The following is an 18,181-nucleotide window of genomic DNA, read 5'->3' as shown; positions in this document are numbered from 1 at the left end:
CCTCACCTCTCATTCATAATAGCTCCCTTACTTTTACTCATAGTCAGTGCAAACATAATTAATAAAATATGATATGGAAAATAATCCATGACAAATGAATCAAGTCCTATATTCGCTATTAACATGATATAGAGAGGAATAGCGTTGATTGAAAGGATTTGAAAGCCTGGTCTATTCATAATTCCGACATTCTCTCTAAGTACTTTATAGAGGCTTGAAATGTATAGTACTGACAAGACTATTCCGATTAAACCTATATAATAGGGAGTTGATAAGTACATTGTATGTGCCATCTTTACCTTCGCAAAGCTTGTGCCAAAGCCTGCACCCAAAACAAATACTTTCGTGTTTTGAAGGATTTCATTTACAAATAGGCTCCAACTACTCACTCGACCAGTGGTAATGGCATCTGTCGATATGCCTGACCCAAAAAACCGAATCCAATAAATTTCGAATAACTTCTCGTAAAAAAAATAGAGGGCACCCCCACAAATAATCACGATAAAAGACGAAAATTTAATAGCAGTCTTCACATTATTTCTAATGAATACAACAAATGTCATCATAATGAAAACGATTAATGTAATAATAAACATTTTGGAATATGTCAGTATGCCAAAAAATGCTAATATCACGAGTAATACAATTGACTTTTTCTCCTTTTTTCCATCCAGATTAAAAAGCACTAATAAACAAGCCATAGCTATTAATACTTGCAAACTAAAGTAATTTGGATCTAAATCTAAACCCGTAAATCTTGTACTAATCGAGTTCATTGTCTTCACTGTATTCACAATGGTCATTGACTCTATGAAATGATCAATTTCTGGGATAGAATAACTAATCAATCGAACGATTGAAGCAGCTAGTAAACCCGATGCATAGATATACGTATACCTTCTGAAATATGCCTTATCATCGAGGGTCAATATTGCACAAAAGAGCACACTATAATTCAACACAAAGCCTAAAACTGCAATAAGATTACCACCACTAACTATCGTTACGGCCACCGTATAAAATGCAAATAAAAAATAGGTTAATAGGAGTCGTTTTGAAATACCTTGCTTTTGTAAAAAGAGCGTCAAAATACTTAACAAAATATAGAAAGAACTAAGTACAACAAGCAGTGAATATCCTGATATATCGAATTTAATGACATACACCCACGAAATAAAAAACAATAAATAGTCAATTCGATGCTGCTGCTTATCTAGCAGCATCGCCAAACTAGTTAAAAGGAAGAAGAGCCAGAGAAATAGATTACTACCTGTATATATTTTGAATACGACAAAGATACTTGAAATTATACAAATGAGCACACTAAAATTCTTAGATTCTATCATGTACATCAAACTCCAATACTAGTTGCTCTTGAGCTTTTTTGTTTGTGTAGTGATTTTCCTCTATGTAATTTTTCATATTGTGTAGTAATTCTGTATTTTTCATAACACTAGAAATGACTTGAAAGATATCTTGAATGTTAAAGCCTGTTATCAATCCGTTATGACCATTACAAATTTGTTCACCTGCTGCGGCAAAGTCCGTTGTAATAACAGGCGTTTGTACAATTAATGCCTCCCCAATGACCATTGGATAGCCTTCGTAGGCAGATGTTAAAACGAATACATCACTACATTTTATAAATGGATACGGATTTTTCATTTCTCCTACAAATTCAACTACATCCTCTACACCTAGTTGCAAAGCTAATTGCTGATTTGAAAGTAGGTCTGGTCCATCCCCTAAAATGCGCCAGCGAAAATTATTTATAGAAGCTTCCTTTAACAACTTACACAGATGTGGAATAAGGTCGAACCTTTTTGTACTATTTTCAATTCGCCCGACAGATATTAAATCCAACTCGCTTTTATGAAACGGTGTATATTGACATGCCAGTTCTTTAATCTCTTCGATTGGAAAAAAATTATAAACCACTTGAATTTTATGTTGATATTCTGGAAGAAAATTTATTAAATTTTCCTTACATGCTACTGAAACACATAACAATCGATCAAAATTTTTATAGGTTTTGACACAAGCCTCATAATTAAAATTCGCTTTAATGGGATCTGTATGAATCCATGCTAACTTACGATCTGCTATCACAAACTGATCTACAAATAAATTGGTCCCCTTATTGAAGTATTGATTGGGTACATCATTAAAATAAGATATGGCGATATCATAATGACAATTATTGCGATGTTTTTTTAAAAGCATCGAATAGAAGTTATGGGAACCTATTAATCGAACAACTATCATACACACAATGCGTAAAATAATATGCCATACGTTATTTCTTTTTTTCACTTCAGCAAAAGGTGTAGCAATTAGTTGTAACAGTAAGTTCCCTGTAGTTACCTTCACATTGGAGGGAATATCGTTCATTAATTCCCCTCCACTAAATGTGAAAACATCTATCTCATATTTCTCGTAGAGGCTGATTTCTTTTAGCATATTAATTAACGCCTTTTGGATGCCACCCATTTGAAAATTTTGTGCAACAAATAATATTTTCATATTAGCCCCCCTAAAAATACTACTGTAAATTTTCATATTGCTCTTACGTAAATAAAAAACGGATCGATAGCCGCTACGTGCCACTTCCTTTGCTGCTCACACTCCGCATAGCTTTTATAAATTACTGTATAAATCTGTTATCCGTTTCTCCATTTTCGCCCAGCTGTAACCTTCTTCGTACAGTGCCTTCATTTCACGAGAAATTTCTGGCCATTCTTTTCTACGCTTTACCAAATTCTCAATTCCATTTTGTAAACTCTCTCTATTGTAATCAATAAGTTCTCCAAAATTATTTGTTGCAACTACTTCTGACATTCCCGTATTTTTCACCATAATCAAAGGCTTACCAAGCATTAATGCTTCATAGAATTTATTAGGTGCAGCATAATAATGGTTAGAGATGGTAGGATCATAAATAGCCGTCATAATGTCACAACTATTTTCTAACTCTATTGTTTTTTCATAGGGTAACTTACCATAAAAGTTTATATTGTCATGCATTTTCGAAGCTTGCAGCAATGTATCAGCTAACTTACCAAATCCACCAATATGCAGCTCATAACTTGGCGTATTCTTTACTACTTCAACCAGTTCACTAATCAATCGATTTTCAGTAAGTATACCTACATAGACTATTTTTACTTTTTTCGGATTCAAATCTAAGCAATCATTGGAATCTATATAACGTGGAGTATTATATATGACCTCTATTTTTTTAGGTGAAGCTTTAGCAATCTGTTCTTTGCGCTTTTCTGTACATATAATGACTGCATCCACACTATTCATAAGGCGTATATCTAGACTAGCAATGACCTTTCCAATAATCTCCGGTCCATAAAATGGTGAAGTATACGAATCAAATACGTCGTAGATTACTTTTTTACGAAGTAATTTCCCACATATTGTACCTATTAACGCTGTATCAAAATCACAAGCGTGAATCATATCATACGTATTTTTATGGCGAAGTAACCATTGAAAAAGTTTAAGTTGAAAATTTATAAATGGGACTAAGTTCTTTTTCAAACCTCCTCCAAATGTTGCCGGAATACCAAACCTTGTAATACGAATTGCCTGTTCACCTTCTAACAGCTGGTTCTTTATTTTATATTTTTTATCTCTATCCCAAGCTAAAATGTGAACCTTCCAATTATTTTTCGCAAGGCAATGTGCTTCCTTTTCAACCCTTGGATCTGGAGAAACAGGGTTACTCCTCATAAAAACAACTCGCATCTCATATGCCCCCCCTTAAACACTGAATGTCTCTAGTGCTTCAGCTACTTTTCGCTTCCTTTTATGTCCTTACAACTTAAAGGTGCTTTCCCATTTTAAAAAAACTTCCACCATTTTTTTGTGAAAGTATCATCTGGTTCATATACAATTAATGGAAGATTATTAATGATTCGTTCGTTATTTTCAAGCAAAAATTCTACCATATCCAAATCTTTTTGTTTTTCTAAAAATCTAAGTCCCTTTTCAAATAAGAAAGGACGTGTATTTAAGTTATGCACATCTGAACCGTATGTATGGACAAGATTCGAGCGCACTAAATTTAGCGAAAGTTTTTGGACGGTTTTTCCGAACAATCCTGCTAAACTCCCTGATGTAATTTGTGCAAGTGCTCCCTCGCGTATAATTTGTTCCAAATGACTTGGATTTTCTGAAATGACTCTATTTCGCTCTGGGTGTGCAATAATTGGTGTTATGCCTGCTGTTAATAACGAGTAAATGATATCCTTTGTATATTTGGGAATATGATTAGAGGGAAGTTCCAACAGCAAATAATTGGAATTTGCTAATGTATGTAATTGTTTTTTTTCATACAATTCTAGAATGTTACCTGCCAAGCGTACCTCTTGTCCCGTGTAAAGTTTTAAAGGCATATTACGTTGGTCAATTGCCATTTGTAACTGTACAATTTGCTCATTCACGACATCAAAGGGGACATTATACAATGGATGTAAAGCATGCGAAGTGGAAACAATCGTTGAAATGCCCTCCAAAACTGCCTGCTCAAATAAACAAAGTGTCTCTTCAATCGTTTTCGGACCATCATCGACATCAAATAATATATGACTGTGCATATCAATCACTGTACTTCACTTCCCTGTCTAGATACTTGAATTAACGATAATATTGCTCATAATATTGATGGAGTGGCATTTTATAGTTATTTAATACTATGCCTAAAATATTTGCTTTTGAGGCTTCAAGGCTTGACTTTGCTTTTAACACACTTTCATTTTCTGCAACTCCACTGTTCACAATTAATAATGTACCATCACATTTATTGGACAAAATTTGAGCATCTGTTACAGATAATAGGGGTGGCGCATCAAAAATAATGATGTCAAACTCTTTCTTTAGTTCCTCAATTACACTCCCCATTAAGGTAGAAGCTAGTAACTCTGCTGGATTGGGGGGAATAGGCCCACTTGTCAAGACATATAGATTAGCAATATCTGTATTATTGACGACTTCCGAAATTGTAAAATGTCTTGTTAGTAAATTTGATAGTCCTCTAGCATTTTGCAATAGAAACGTATAATGCATTGTTGGTTTTCGTAAATCTGCATCTACGATGACGACCCGTTTTCCTTCTTGTGCGAAAACAACACCTATATTGGCTGCATTGGTTGACTTTCCTTCACCTGGTGTTGCAGATGTCACTAATATTGTTTTAATCTCTCTATCTGGCATTGAAAAAGTAATATTTGTTCGGATTGTTCGAAATTGTTCAGAAATAAAAGAATGGTCATTTGCAATCGTCACAAGTTTTCGTCCCATTTTCACTAACTTCTTCTTTTTCTTTTTTTTCCAAAACATTATGATCCTCTCCTCGTTTTACGAGATTTTATCCTAGTGCTTTTATTGTGAGCATCACTAATTTGACTAATCAAGCCAATAATCGGTAGTCCTATTAGCTCTTCAATATCTTGCTCCGTCTTGATTGTAGTATCTAAGCTCTCTATTATGATTATGAGAGCAGCACTTAAAACAAAACCAATAAACGAGGCTGCTACTATATAAAGGGTTTTATTTGGCGCAATCGGTACAGGTTCCTTATCTAATTGTGCAACTGACAAAATATTAACATTATCAACCGTCATTAAAACTTGGATCTCCTCTTGAAACACATCTGCTATTGTATTGGCAATTTCGACAGCCAACCCTGCTTGCTTGTCTACAACATTAATATTGACAACTTGTGAGTTATTGGCACTAGATACAGTAATTTGATCCATTAAAACTTCAGGTGTGACATCCAAATCTAGCTTATTTATAACTTTAGATAAAATAGCAGAACTTGTTATGATAATGTTATACGTATTAATAAGTCGGAGATCTGTTTCAACCTGTTGTACACCTAAATGTGGTTGCTCTATATTTTTTTGATTAACTAAAATTTGCGTTTCTGCCTCATAGGTAGGTTTTAACACAAAGATGCTAATAAAGGCTGTAACCAACGCTGCAAAAAGTGTAAAACTTATGATAAAAAGAAAGTTTTCTCGGACTATTTTCAATATATCTTGTAATGTGATTGTTTCTTTCAATGCTCTTCACTCCTTGTCAAAACATAAACCAGTTGTAAAAATGGAGTATAACTAGGCTGGTTAATTTTTAAAAGGTATTCATGTTGAGGCTAGTTCACTATGCTTTATTCCATACTATATTGTTGGAATCATCCATTTATTCTTACTGGGTAGATCACATCGAATTTATTCACATACAAAAAGGCACCCCCTGACCTTGGTCAAGGGATGCCTATTATTTTAATATTTATTTCGCGTATTCCACAGCACGTGTTTCGCGAATAACTGTTACTTTAATATGACCTGGATAATCGAGTTCTTCCTCAATACGTTTGCGAATATCACGCGCAAGACGATGAGACGCTAAATCATCAATTTTTTCAGGTTGTACAATAATACGAATTTCACGTCCAGCTTGAATCGCATAAGATTTTTCTACGCCATCATAGCTTTCTGAAATTTCCTCTAACTTTTCAAGTCTGCGGATATAGTTTTCAAGTGTTTCACTACGTGCACCTGGACGAGCTGCTGATAATGCATCAGCTGCAGCGACTAATACCGCAATAACAGATGTTGCTTCAGTATCACCATGATGCGAAGCAATACTATTAATGACAACTGGGTGTTCCTTATACTTTGTTGCTAATTCCACACCGATTTCGACGTGGCTTCCTTCAACTTCATGATCAATTGCTTTTCCAATATCATGTAATAAGCCTGCACGACGAGCCAATGCTACATCTTCACCAAGTTCAGCAGCAAGTAATCCTGCTAAATGTGCGACTTCAATTGAATGTTTTAGAACATTTTGTCCATAGCTTGTACGATATTTCATGCGGCCTAAAATTTTCATTAAATCTGGATGTAAGTTATGAATACCAATTTCAAATGTAGTTTGCTCACCTGTTTCGCGGATTTGTTCATCCACTTCACGTCGAGCTTTTTCCACCATTTCCTCAATACGAGCTGGGTGAATACGACCATCCTGTACAAGTTTTTCAAGTGCAAGTCGAGCTGTTTCACGGCGAATTGGATCAAAGCCTGATAATATAACCGCTTCTGGCGTATCATCAATAATTAAATCAATTCCTGTTAACGTTTCCAATGTACGGATATTACGGCCTTCGCGACCAATAATACGTCCCTTCATTTCATCATTTGGCAAGTTCACAACAGATACAGTTGTTTCTGCTACGTGATCTGCAGCAAAGCGTTGTAGTGCTAATGATAAAATTTCACGTGCTTTTTTATCTGAGTCTTCTTTCGCACGTGTTTCAGCTTCTTTTGTCATCACAGCAATATCAGTTGATAACTCTTTTTCTACTTCATTGAGGATAATTGATTTAGCTTCATCCCTAGTTAAAGCAGAAATACGTTCTAACTCTGTTTTTTGTGATGCCATGAGCTCGTCCACTTTGCTCTCCATCTGTTCAATATGCTGTTGTCTTTCAGCTAGAGCTTGTTCTTTGCGCTCTAAGCCAGCTTCTCTCTTATTTAGAGCATCATCTTTGCGATCAAGATTCTCTTCTCTTTGCAATAAACGGTTCTCTTGTTTTTGAAGTTCTAAACGACGTTCACGAATGTCATTTTCAGCTTCAGTACGAAATTTGTGAGTTTCATCTTTGGCTTCAAGTAGTGCTTCTTTCTTCATTGCCTCCGCTTCTCGTTTTCCTTCTTCAACGATTGTTTCAGCGACATGTTTAGCACCAGTGATTTTTGAGTCATTCACTTTTTTCATGTAGATATAGCTAACAGCGGCACCAACGATGAGTCCAAGCAAAGCGGAGATGATAGTAATTCCATCCATATGAACACCTCCTCTTGCTATTTGGGTATTACAGTTTCAGTCGGCGCATACATCTATGTCGCCTTAGCTAAAATGCACCAGATTTTGTTAAAATTTATGCAAAACCCGTTTCATTGGCCAAAGGCATTATCTTCATCCAGTAGGCGTTTAGACATCCATTTTAAAGGATATTTCACTATAAAACATTTGCTAAATGAGGATAAAATGTACTGCCTATTTAAAGTCATAATTCAGAAATTATACATATTTAATTGTATAGCTAGCCTCATGCTCTGTCAAGGATAGTCAGGCGTATGTTCGCCACCTTAGCCAAAAAAAGTAAGTCCTATCCATTCAGTGAATTTTTTCCCTATTACTATTTCACTAGAAAATTTTTCATGTTAAATACAATTAATAAAAAAACAGTACATAAGAAATAAACACATAGCCTCTCTCTTATTATGTGTAAAAATTTAAGAATATAGACAAAAAAATGCATTGCCCCCTCAATAAAGTAGGAACAATGCAATCATTAATTATTCTTCTTCCAGAAGTAACATTAATTCTTCATCCATCTCTTCTTCATCATCATGGGCAGCAATTGTATAAGAAGAAGCTGCAATACCATAAGAAGCTCGGATTTTATTTGCTATGTCTTCTAGGACAGCAGTATTTTCTTTTAAATACTGTTTAGCATTTTCTCGTCCTTGACCTAAGCGCTCATCGCCATATGCATACCAAGAACCACTTTTTTGTACAATGTCTAATTCTACGCCTAAATCGACTGTTTCGCCTTCTTTAGAAATTCCTTCTCCATACATAATATCTACTTCAGCTGTACGGAAAGGTGGTGCTACTTTATTTTTTACAATTTTAATTTTAGTACGGTTACCAACAATATCATTACCTTGCTTAATAGCTTCTGCACGTCGCACTTCTAAACGGACAGAGCTGTAGAATTTAAGTGCACGTCCACCTGGTGTTGTTTCTGGATTACCGAACATAACACCAATTTTTTCACGAACTTGGTTAATGAATATAGCAATCGTTTTTGATTTATTAATCGCACCTGATAGTTTACGTAAAGCTTGAGACATTAAACGGGCTTGTAAGCCGACATGAGAGTCACCCATGTCCCCTTCAATTTCAGCTTTTGGCACTAAGGCAGCAACTGAGTCAATAACGATAATATCAATAGCCCCACTACGCACTAATGCTTCTGCGATTTCAAGTGCTTGTTCACCTGTGTCGGGCTGTGATAATAATAGCTCATCAATATTAACACCTAATTTTTGTGCATAGATTGGGTCTAATGCATGCTCAGCGTCGATAAATGCTGCTTGTCCACCTGTTGCTTGTACTTCAGCAATGGCATGTAGAGCAACAGTTGTTTTACCCGATGATTCTGGACCGTATACTTCAATAATACGTCCACGTGGATATCCACCCACTCCTAATGCAGCATCAAGTGCAAGTGACCCACTTGAAGATGTCGCAATTTCTAAATCGGTTTTTTCACCGAGTTTCATGATGGAACCTTTACCAAAATTCTTTTCAATTTGTTTTAGAGCCTGTTCTAAGGCTGCTTTACGATCACTCATTCATTTTCCTCCTTCGAAAACTGTTCACTGTTTTTATCTATCTCTACTATACTTGTTTTTGAGAAAACACGCAAGAAAAAAGCGAACATTTATTCGATTTTTCTTCAAAATAAAAATTTGGATAGTTTTCCTCTACCCAAATTCCTATGTTTTACTCTATTTTAATAACGTTTTGTGTAGCCACGTTCTTCTAAAAGCTGCATTAAATAATGGCATGTAAATTTCACCGCACGGAGTCGATTCGTATTCCGCATGCCTGATAAATGAAGTAAATATGTAAGCGGCTCCTCGTCATTTATGGCAATACCAATCCAAACCGTACCTACTGGCTGATGATCATGTGCAGTGGGACCTGCTTCTCCTGTAAGACCAATCCCAATATTTGTAGCAAATTTCTCACGAACAGCACTTGCCATTGCCGCTGCACACTCAGCACTCACAACACCATGTGTATCAATTAATTCTTGTGAAATGCCTAGCTGTTTTACTTTCGCATCTGCTGCATAGGTAACAACGCCTCCTATAAGTGCATTGCCTACCCCTGGAATTTCCGCAAGTTCAGATTGAAATAAACCAGCAGTTAAACTTTCTGCAGCCGCAATTGTTAGCTCATTATCCAGTAGCATTTCTACCGTTTTTGAGGCAAGGGAATCATCATCTACACCATATTGATAATCACCAACAAGTGCTTGTATTTCTGCAACCTTTGCCTTAATAAGTTGGCCAGCTTGTTGCTCTGTTGCGGCTTTAGCTGTTACGCGTAACGTTACCTCACCATCAGAAGCAAGTGGAGCAACTGTTGGATTGGTTTGTGCATCTAAAATATTTTGAACTTGTACTTCAAGCTCGGCCTCACCAATTCCATAAAATCGCATAACATGTGATGCAATGATCCCTCCATCATTAAGCATCGCAGCAAGTTTAGGTTTAGCCTCAAATTGAAACATTGGTTCTAACTCTTTTGGAGGTCCTGGTAATAAAATATAAGTGCGATCATTTTTTGTGAAGATCATACCTGGAGCCATTCCATGGTGATTAGCTAATACTTCACTCCCAGCTAAAATTAATGCCTGTTTACGATTATTTTCCGTCATTGGACGTCCTCGTTTAGCAAAAAATTGCTCAATATACGTCAATGCTACTTCATCAAACTCAAGAGAAACACCAAGATGACGTGCAATCGTTTCCTTCGTTAAATCATCTTTTGTTGGACCAAGTCCTCCCGAAAAAATAATGAGATCTGCACGAGACTCTGCCACTTCGATAGCTTGTTCTAAACGCTTTGCATTATCGCCTACTACGGTATGATAAAAAACGTTGATGCCAAGCTCGGATAGCTGGCTTGAGATAAATCTCGCATTTGTATTCGTAATTTGACCTAATAATAGTTCTGAGCCAACCGCAAGAATTTCAGCATTCATGATCCCAAGACCTTTCTTATTTAGACTCAAGTAATACACGTCGATTTAGATAGAAATAATCCCATCCTGACCAAAGTGTAAAGAACAATGCAACATAGAGCATGATTGTATCAAATGGAATACCAACCAATGTAAAGATTGTATTGTGTAAAAGAGCAGCAGCAATCGCTACAATTTGTGCCCAAGTTTTAATTTTACCAAGCTGATTGGCAGCTACGACTTCTCCTCCACCTGCCAAAATCAAACGTAAACCCGTTACAGCAAATTCACGACTAATAATAATGATAATTACCCAAGCAGGTGCCATCTTAAGCTCGACCATTAAAATAAAGGCTGCTGAGACAAGTAACTTGTCAGCTAAGGGATCTAAAAATTTCCCAAATGTCGTTACAAGATTATACTTACGTGCGTAATAACCATCCACCCAATCGGTTGTTGAAGCAAAGATAAAAATAAGTGCGCCTATAAAATGATGAATTGGCATCTCTGCACCAAAAAGTGATAATGTTCCCCAGCCAAAATCAAACATCATAACAATGACAAAGAATGGAATAAGTAAGATTCGAGAGATGGTAATTTTATTTGGAATGTTCATTTTTCTAACACCTTTCATGATGAAAGAAAGTAGTCATCATGTGATGACTACTGTTCTTTATTGAAATTGATGACGATATTTTGCGTTACAATTTGTTGTGCATACGTTAGAAGTTCGTCATTAATATAGATTTTAGCTTGCGTTGAATTACCGAGACGAATACGAACATAGTTTTGTGTTGAGGCGTCAAATTCAACTACTTCCCCGGCATTATAGACACGCGTATCTGTTAAGATTTCTTGTTGCTGTTGATTGCGAATACCAACAAATGTAGGGCCTGATATTTCAATTTTCAGTTTCATTGTATCTGTCCCTGTTAACGTATAAGAAGTTGTCGCTCCATCTGCTTCAACAGTACCCGCGGAAATTGTTTGCTTCATCTCTTCAGTTTGATCAGTGTCATCTTCATCAGTTGGTGTTTCTTCTGTAGCTTTTGTATCTTCTTTATCATTTTTCTGTGCATCTTTATTTTCTTGTTCTTTTTTATCCTTCTCACTATCAATTGGCTTGACATTTGTGTCATATTCAATTTCAGGAGTTGGATTTACTTCTTCGCTTGTCCCTGGACTGTTTTTTGATTGCCATAGCACCCATATAGCCACAATAATGACTACAATAAATAAAGCAACAATGATTTTTGGCATAGCCTCCATCATTTTATTCGAAGGGCCTTTCGTTACTTTTCTTCTGCTGGGGCTATTCGTCATCGATTGACTTACTTGATCGTTTGGAGTGCTCGGTAGTTCATTTTTATATGTCTCTAAGATTTCTTCCGCATCCAACCCAACAGCTTCTGCATATTGTTTGATAAAAGCTCGTACATAAAACGAACCAGGCATAATGGAATAATTGCCCTCTTCAATTCCTACTAAATAACGTTTTTGGATTTTCGTTATTTCTTGTAAATCGTCTAAGCTGTAGCCTTTAGACAGTCTCGCCTCTTTCAGTCGAGTCCCTAATTCTGCCACTAATAACACCTACTTTAACATCAAATTAAAAATTAAATCCTCCAAAAGAATCGGATTCGGACATATGATTTTTTTCCATTATTTCATAAGTAATTTCTTCATCAGTGTGATGACGTAGTTCAATAATATAATCAAAATCCTCTATTTTATATTCAGAATGCTGAACAAACATATCTGGATGCTCTACAACTTTGATACAAGGCATATTCATCATTTCACGCACTAATTGCAAATGTTTCTCATCAGATGAACGTCGAGTCACAATACCATCTAAAATAAAAATATTGTTACGACTAAATTCATCTCCCACAAGCTTATTACGAACTGTTTGCTTAATCATTGTAGATGATAAAAAGATCCATTTTTTATTGGCACAGACACTGGCGGCTACTATGGATTCAGTTTTTCCAACACGTGGCATGCCACGAATACCAATCAGCTTATGTCCCTCTTTTTTAAAGAGTTCTGCCATAAAGTCGACTAAAATACCTAATTCATCTCTTACGAAATGGAATGTGTTTTTTTCATCTGCATCTCGAGGAATATAACGACCATGCCTAATGGCTAAACGGTCACGAAGTTTTGGTTGTCGAAATTTGGTTACGTTAATATGTTCCATTGTCGAAACAATTGTACGAAAACGCTCAATTGCCTCATCATTGTCTGTATGCACTAACATACCACGTCGATCCTCATCTACACCATTTATTGATATAATATTGACACGAAGCATCCCTAAAAGTGAAGCAATATCTCCTAATAATCCAGGGCGATTCACCTGAATTTCATATTCAAAGTACCAATCGCTCAACACACTCGTTCCCTTCCTATTAGTTAACGTAAAAAATCCTTTATAAGTTCCATCATAGCTGATTTTTTATGTAATGGAAAGTTAGAATACATGGAATTACAGCGTTATTTACTAATTTTTTTTGAAGACTGTTAAATAGGCTTACATACGTTCCCGTTTTCACAGATAAAAAGTTTATTGTATAGCAAAAAGAGGAGATTGGCTCTCCTCTTTTATTTACTGCACATGCTTATTTTGTACAAGCTTAATGACACAATTCGCTAATGCATGTTTTTCATCTTCAGAGGCAACGCCCCATAAATCCGACAGCACTCGCTCTTGTTCGTTTTTAGGATCGACATTAGTCGCCAAATATTCCCCAATTTGGACAGCAGCCGTTTGAATCATTTTCTTCGGCATACCGCTTGATTCAGCTTGCATAACGTTTTGTCCTAAAAACGATGTCCATTTTTGCCAGTTTTCTAAAATGGTCATATTCTTCCTCCTCCTTTACACAAGTAGTATGTGCAAAAGAGATTATTATATGTACCAGCCTCCATTTAATCGTACGATTTGTCCTGTCACATAATTAGCTTTACCAGACAAATAAAAACGTACCATTTCAGCCACATCTTTTGTTTGTCCAATGGAGCCTAGTGGGATATCGTCCAAAATGTATTGAAGCTCTTCTTGATTTAGATGGCTGTTCATTGAGGTATTTATAAAACCAGGAGCAATAGCATTCACTCTAATCCGAGATAATGCCGCTTCTTTTGCATAGGATTTAACAAAAGCATGTTGCGCACCCTTAACAGTTGCATAAAGTGCCTCCCCCGCTGAGCCAGCTTCTCCCCAGATGGAACCTATAAATAGTACATAGCTCACTTCATGCTTGCGAAGTTTTCCAGAAAGTAAAGCTGTTAGTCTCATAGGATTTTGAACATGAACACGCCATAAAGCATCCATATCCTCAACTGTCGTATCTTCGAGCAATGAATAGTGGGCTTGTCCATTGGCAAAAACAATAGCCTGCACATTGAAAATTTGCGCGGCTACTAATTCTGCTCCATTAACAATTGAAAAATCCCCCTGTACAAGCATAAATTCTTGTGCAGGGAAATTTTCGGAAAGCATTTCACATAATCTCTGTGCCGCATTTTGATTGTTTGAATAATGTACATAGATAGACCAGCCGTCCTCAGCTAAGCTTTGACAAATGGCATGACCGATATCACCTGATGCACCTAAAACAAGGGCAAATTTTTTCACTGTGCATCCTGCTTACTTGGCAGAATTTTAAAGACCGTTTGCTGTGTTTCACCTTGGATAGAAGCAAATGCTTTTTGTAAATCATCCACAGTTAATGTCTCAAGTACTGGTACTACATCAAATAAATTCATGTCATTAAAGGAATATCGTGTGAATTGGTTTGCGATAAACTCGATCGAATTTAGTGCACGTAGGAAGAACCCAATTTTTTTGCGTTTTATACGATCCAAACCAGCACGATCAAACTGGCTATTTCCTTCATATTTTGCTAATTCGTCCATAATCGTTTTTGCCAATTTATCAGGCTCTGCTGAATCTGATCCGATCATGGCAAACCCAAAGCCATTTTCTAAGGTAAAATCAAAAGCATATGTCTCATCAATTAAGCCTTCCTCGTAAACACGTTCATAAAAATCAGAGGTACGTCCAAAAATAAGCTCAAGTGCAATTTGAACCGACAACTCATGCTTTAACATGTCCTGACCTGATAAATTAGTGTCTTTCGCTTTTAAACCTACATAAATTTTTGGTTTTTGAACATCCATATTTAATGTACGTTCTTTAATAGCTACCTCTGTTGGTTCTATATCAAAGAAGCGTTGAATAGGCGTTGGTTCTGGGAACTCTTTTTTACCTTGATTCTCACGAATAAACGTCATCATTTCTTCTGGTTCAACAGCACCAATCACAAATAACAACATATTCGAAGGATGATAAAACGTATTGTAGCACGTATATAAGTGCTCCGCTGTAATGCCATCAATCGATTCAATTGTACCAGCGATATCAATCTTTACAGGATGATGATGATACATATTTTCGATTGTGCCAAAGTATAGACGCCAGTCTGGTTGATCATCATACATTGTAATTTCTTGCCCGATAATTCCTTTTTCTTTATTGACAGTAGCTTCTGTAAAGTATGGTTCTTGGACAAAATTCAATAAAGTTTCTGTACTTTTATAAATATTGTCAGTAGATGAAAATAAATAAGCTGTACGCGTAAACGATGTAAATGCATTCGCAGAAGCACCATATTCGCTAAATTTTTGGAAAACGTCTCCATCCTCTTTTTCGAACATTTTATGCTCTAAAAAGTGTGCAATACCATCTGGTACAGTAATACTTTCTGTTTCACCAATTGGCACGAACGTACGATCGACAGAGCCGTACTTTGTTGTAAATGTAACAAATGTTTTGGAAAAGCCTTTTTTCGGCAATATATAAACATCTAAGCCATTGTCTAGTTTTTCATAATAAAGTATTTCATCTAATTGTTTAAATTCTATTGTTTTCATTGTGCGGCTTGCTCCTTTCCACATAAGAAATAGACCGCTTCAAGCTGCACTTGCTTTGCCATTGCAACAACATCTTCTTTTGTCACAGCTTTCCACTTATTTGCCCAGGCTTGAACTGAGAATTCCTCAGGTAAATCCTTATATTGATCAAAAATTTCAATTTGACCTCGTGCCGAATCTAAGGATTCTTTTAGCTGATTCGTCAGCATAGCCTTTGTTTGCTCCAGCTCTAAATCTGTAATGTCCCCAGCCTGCATGACGGCAAGTTGTTCTTTAATTAAAGATAGCGCTTTTTCTTCATTTTTAGCTTCAATCCCAGATACAACAAATACAAGTCCATAATGCGAAGCATAGGAACTAGAAGCATAATAAGCAAGACTCTCTTTTTCACGAACATTCATAAACAACTTAGCATGTGGATATCCACCAAAAATCCCATTAAAAATTTGCATCTTAGAGAAATCTGCATCTCCAAATCTAACAGGTGTGCTAAAGCCAATATGAAGTTTACCTTGTTTCATTTCATGCTGTTCTCTTACATAATCATTGTTTGGATGTTGTTGAGGGAGTACTGCTGGAACTTCCTCAGGAGTACGATCCTTAAATGGTAGCGCTTTTTTTAATTTCGCAACAATTTCCTCTTCATTAATGTCTCCAGCTACATAAATATCGATTTTGTCGTTAGCTAGCATCGATTGATAAGCCTCAAATAATGAGGCAGGGGTAATCTTTTGAATTTCTTCGACACTACCATTCGCTGAAATTGATGCTGGCTCATTTGGTCTCAGGATTTGTTGTAGACGGAATTGAGCAAAGCGAGATTTATCATCAAAAATAGATTCAATACGTTGAATAACTGTCTTTTTCTCACGCTCAACAACGGATTCCTTAAAGACACCATTTTCTAGATTAGGCTCAAAAATAGCTGTATGCAATAAACCAAGGACTTCGTTTAAGACACTTGTATTTGCTAGATAATGATCATTAACAGTCTCTACATTCATAAGAACCGTATGCTCATTTCCACGCTTCGATGTATCAAAATACAAAACTGTACCATACAAGTCATCTAAAAAGCTTCGAAAAGCAGCAGTTGTCTTATATTTAGCATTACTGTGCTGCAGTACATTTGTTAATACTGTACGCTCTGATGCACTTTTAGCCGTTAATGCTCTTCTCCATTTAATTGAAAAATTTACGGTTTTAAATTGGGTCGTTTGTCGGATATGCAAATTGACACCTTTTGCAAAAGGTATTGTTTTAAACATATGAAACCCTCCTATCCTTCTTAATATAACGATGTACTACACATACTATACATGTCTATTGTCTATAATTGCAAAAGGAATCCAAAGTATGTATGGGAAAAATTAAAAATTACGCCAATTATAATAAAAAAAGGACCGAGCATAGTGCCCAGTCCTTAAAATGCTTTTCTTAGCGTTTACCTTTAATATAAGGTTGTCCACTCGCTTTTGGAGCGTTTGCTTTACCAATAAAGCCTGCTAAAGCAAGAATTGTTAACACATACGGTAAAATTTGTAGATATACTGCTGGAACATTCTCGATTAGCGGAATTTGATTCCCTGCAATACTTAATGTTTGTGCTAAACCGAAGAATAAGGCTGCACCTAGTGCTCCAATTGGATGCCACTTCCCGAAAATCATTGCGGCAATAGCCATGAAACCTTGACCAGCAATTGTTGCATGTGAGAAGTCGTGTGTAATTGTTTGTGCATAAACTGCACCACCAAGACCACCTAATGCCCCTGAAATCATCACGGCAATATAGCGCATTTTATTTACATTTATACCCATTGTATCTGCTGCCATTGGATGTTCACCCACGGCACGCAAACGCAAGCCGAATGGCGTTTTATAAATGATAAACCATGCCCCGAATGCTACAGCGAACGCTAAAATAGATGTGCTGTAAACATCATGGAACAGTAAACGACCGAAGAACGGAATATCCTCTAAGTAAGGGACACCGAAACGACGAATCGGTTGGTCAATCATATCTGTTTGACCTTTATCATAAATCATTTTTACTAAGAATACGGTTGCAGCTAAACCTAGTAAGTTAATAGCTACCCCTGATACCGTTTGATCGGCACGGAAAGAAATAGAAGCTACAGCATGGAAAAGTGAGAACACAGCACCAATCACAACAGCTGCTAGCATTGCCACCCAAACTGTTGCTGCCCCTAATGATGAAGCGAATTCTAAATTGACAAAAATACCAACAAACGCACCGACAATCATTAAGCCTTCTAGCCCGATGTTGACAACACCAGAGCGTTCAGAGAATACCCCACCGATGGCCGTAAAAATCAAAGGTGTTGCATAAAGAATCGCTGAAGGGATGATGAAATATAACATTTCTAAAAAGCTCAT

Annotated in this window: 17 protein-coding genes; all 17 read right to left on the bottom strand. The window is 36.4% G+C overall.

Features of this window, described 5'->3' with window-relative positions; translation table 11 throughout:
* Nucleotides 1-2 precede the first annotated feature (2 nt).
* A complete protein-coding gene (locus AC1RFD_RS00660; protein ID WP_305193140.1) occupies nucleotides 3-1,346 on the bottom strand; it encodes a hypothetical protein in 1,344 nt (447 codons plus the stop codon).
* Nucleotides 1,333-2,523 (bottom strand): glycosyltransferase, encoded by a 1,191-nt coding sequence (locus AC1RFD_RS00655; protein WP_485598429.1) that lies wholly within the window; start codon nucleotides 2,521-2,523, stop codon nucleotides 1,333-1,335. The genes AC1RFD_RS00660 and AC1RFD_RS00655 overlap by 14 nt, the downstream gene beginning before the upstream one ends.
* A gap of 114 nt (nucleotides 2,524-2,637) precedes the next feature.
* Nucleotides 2,638-3,756 (bottom strand): glycosyltransferase family 4 protein, encoded by a 1,119-nt coding sequence (locus AC1RFD_RS00650; RefSeq protein WP_115673174.1) that lies wholly within the window; start codon nucleotides 3,754-3,756, stop codon nucleotides 2,638-2,640.
* Nucleotides 3,757-3,851: 95 nt separating this feature from the next.
* Nucleotides 3,852-4,607, bottom strand: a complete 756-nt coding sequence (locus AC1RFD_RS00645; RefSeq protein ID WP_341865298.1) for a tyrosine-protein phosphatase — start codon at nucleotides 4,605-4,607, stop codon at nucleotides 3,852-3,854.
* A 40-nt stretch (nucleotides 4,608-4,647) separates the two neighbouring features.
* On the bottom strand, nucleotides 4,648-5,349 hold the full coding sequence (locus tag AC1RFD_RS00640; RefSeq protein ID WP_115673175.1) for a CpsD/CapB family tyrosine-protein kinase: 702 nt from the start codon (nucleotides 5,347-5,349) through the stop codon (nucleotides 4,648-4,650).
* On the bottom strand, nucleotides 5,349-6,077 hold the full coding sequence (locus AC1RFD_RS00635; protein ID WP_115673176.1) for a YveK family protein: 729 nt from the start codon (nucleotides 6,075-6,077) through the stop codon (nucleotides 5,349-5,351). Before AC1RFD_RS00635 ends, AC1RFD_RS00640 begins: the two co-directional genes overlap by 1 nt.
* A 226-nt stretch (nucleotides 6,078-6,303) precedes the next feature.
* Complete coding sequence (gene rny, locus AC1RFD_RS00630) at nucleotides 6,304-7,863, bottom strand: ribonuclease Y (RefSeq protein WP_004224930.1); 1,560 nt, start codon at nucleotides 7,861-7,863, stop codon at nucleotides 6,304-6,306.
* A 515-nt stretch (nucleotides 7,864-8,378) separates the two neighbouring features.
* Nucleotides 8,379-9,443: a recombinase RecA gene (gene recA / locus AC1RFD_RS00625; RefSeq protein ID WP_016992835.1), complete on the bottom strand. Its 1,065-nt coding sequence runs from the start codon at nucleotides 9,441-9,443 to the stop codon at nucleotides 8,379-8,381.
* Between the two features lie 161 nt (nucleotides 9,444-9,604).
* On the bottom strand, nucleotides 9,605-10,864 hold the full coding sequence (locus AC1RFD_RS00620) for a competence/damage-inducible protein A (protein ID WP_054550950.1): 1,260 nt from the start codon (nucleotides 10,862-10,864) through the stop codon (nucleotides 9,605-9,607).
* 16 nt (nucleotides 10,865-10,880) lie between these two features.
* Nucleotides 10,881-11,459 carry a CDP-diacylglycerol--glycerol-3-phosphate 3-phosphatidyltransferase gene (gene pgsA / locus AC1RFD_RS00615; protein ID WP_004224936.1) on the bottom strand — a complete coding sequence of 193 codons (579 nt, stop codon included), beginning with the start codon at nucleotides 11,457-11,459 and terminating at the stop codon, nucleotides 10,881-10,883.
* 47 nt (nucleotides 11,460-11,506) lie between these two features.
* Nucleotides 11,507-12,436, bottom strand: coding sequence for a helix-turn-helix domain-containing protein (locus tag AC1RFD_RS00610; RefSeq protein ID WP_175400707.1), 930 nt, complete (start codon nucleotides 12,434-12,436; stop codon nucleotides 11,507-11,509).
* Between the two features lie 16 nt (nucleotides 12,437-12,452).
* The gene (locus AC1RFD_RS00605; RefSeq protein ID WP_026023397.1) at nucleotides 12,453-13,238 is read right to left on the bottom strand and encodes a DUF3388 domain-containing protein; all 786 of its coding nucleotides are present in this window, start codon (nucleotides 13,236-13,238) and stop codon (nucleotides 12,453-12,455) included.
* 216 nt (nucleotides 13,239-13,454) lie between these two features.
* The gene (locus tag AC1RFD_RS00600) at nucleotides 13,455-13,712 is read right to left on the bottom strand and encodes a DUF3243 domain-containing protein (protein ID WP_004224939.1); all 258 of its coding nucleotides are present in this window, start codon (nucleotides 13,710-13,712) and stop codon (nucleotides 13,455-13,457) included.
* Nucleotides 13,713-13,757: 45 nt separating this feature from the next.
* Nucleotides 13,758-14,486: an elongation factor P 5-aminopentanone reductase gene (gene ymfI, locus AC1RFD_RS00595; protein WP_048391527.1), complete on the bottom strand. Its 729-nt coding sequence runs from the start codon at nucleotides 14,484-14,486 to the stop codon at nucleotides 13,758-13,760.
* A complete protein-coding gene (yfmH, locus tag AC1RFD_RS00590; protein ID WP_259950896.1) occupies nucleotides 14,483-15,784 on the bottom strand; it encodes an EF-P 5-aminopentanol modification-associated protein YfmH in 1,302 nt (433 codons plus the stop codon). Before yfmH ends, ymfI begins: the two co-directional genes overlap by 4 nt.
* Complete coding sequence (gene yfmF / locus AC1RFD_RS00585; protein ID WP_492474404.1) at nucleotides 15,781-17,052, bottom strand: EF-P 5-aminopentanol modification-associated protein YfmF; 1,272 nt, start codon at nucleotides 17,050-17,052, stop codon at nucleotides 15,781-15,783. The genes yfmH and yfmF overlap by 4 nt, the downstream gene beginning before the upstream one ends.
* Nucleotides 17,053-17,221: 169 nt before the next feature.
* The gene (locus tag AC1RFD_RS00580) at nucleotides 17,222-18,181 is read right to left on the bottom strand and encodes an ABC transporter permease (protein WP_048391533.1); all 960 of its coding nucleotides are present in this window, start codon (nucleotides 18,179-18,181) and stop codon (nucleotides 17,222-17,224) included.

Source organism: Lysinibacillus sp. GW823-FHT02G10 (genome assembly GCF_058797135.1).
This window is presented reverse-complemented; position numbering and strand designations above follow the sequence as displayed.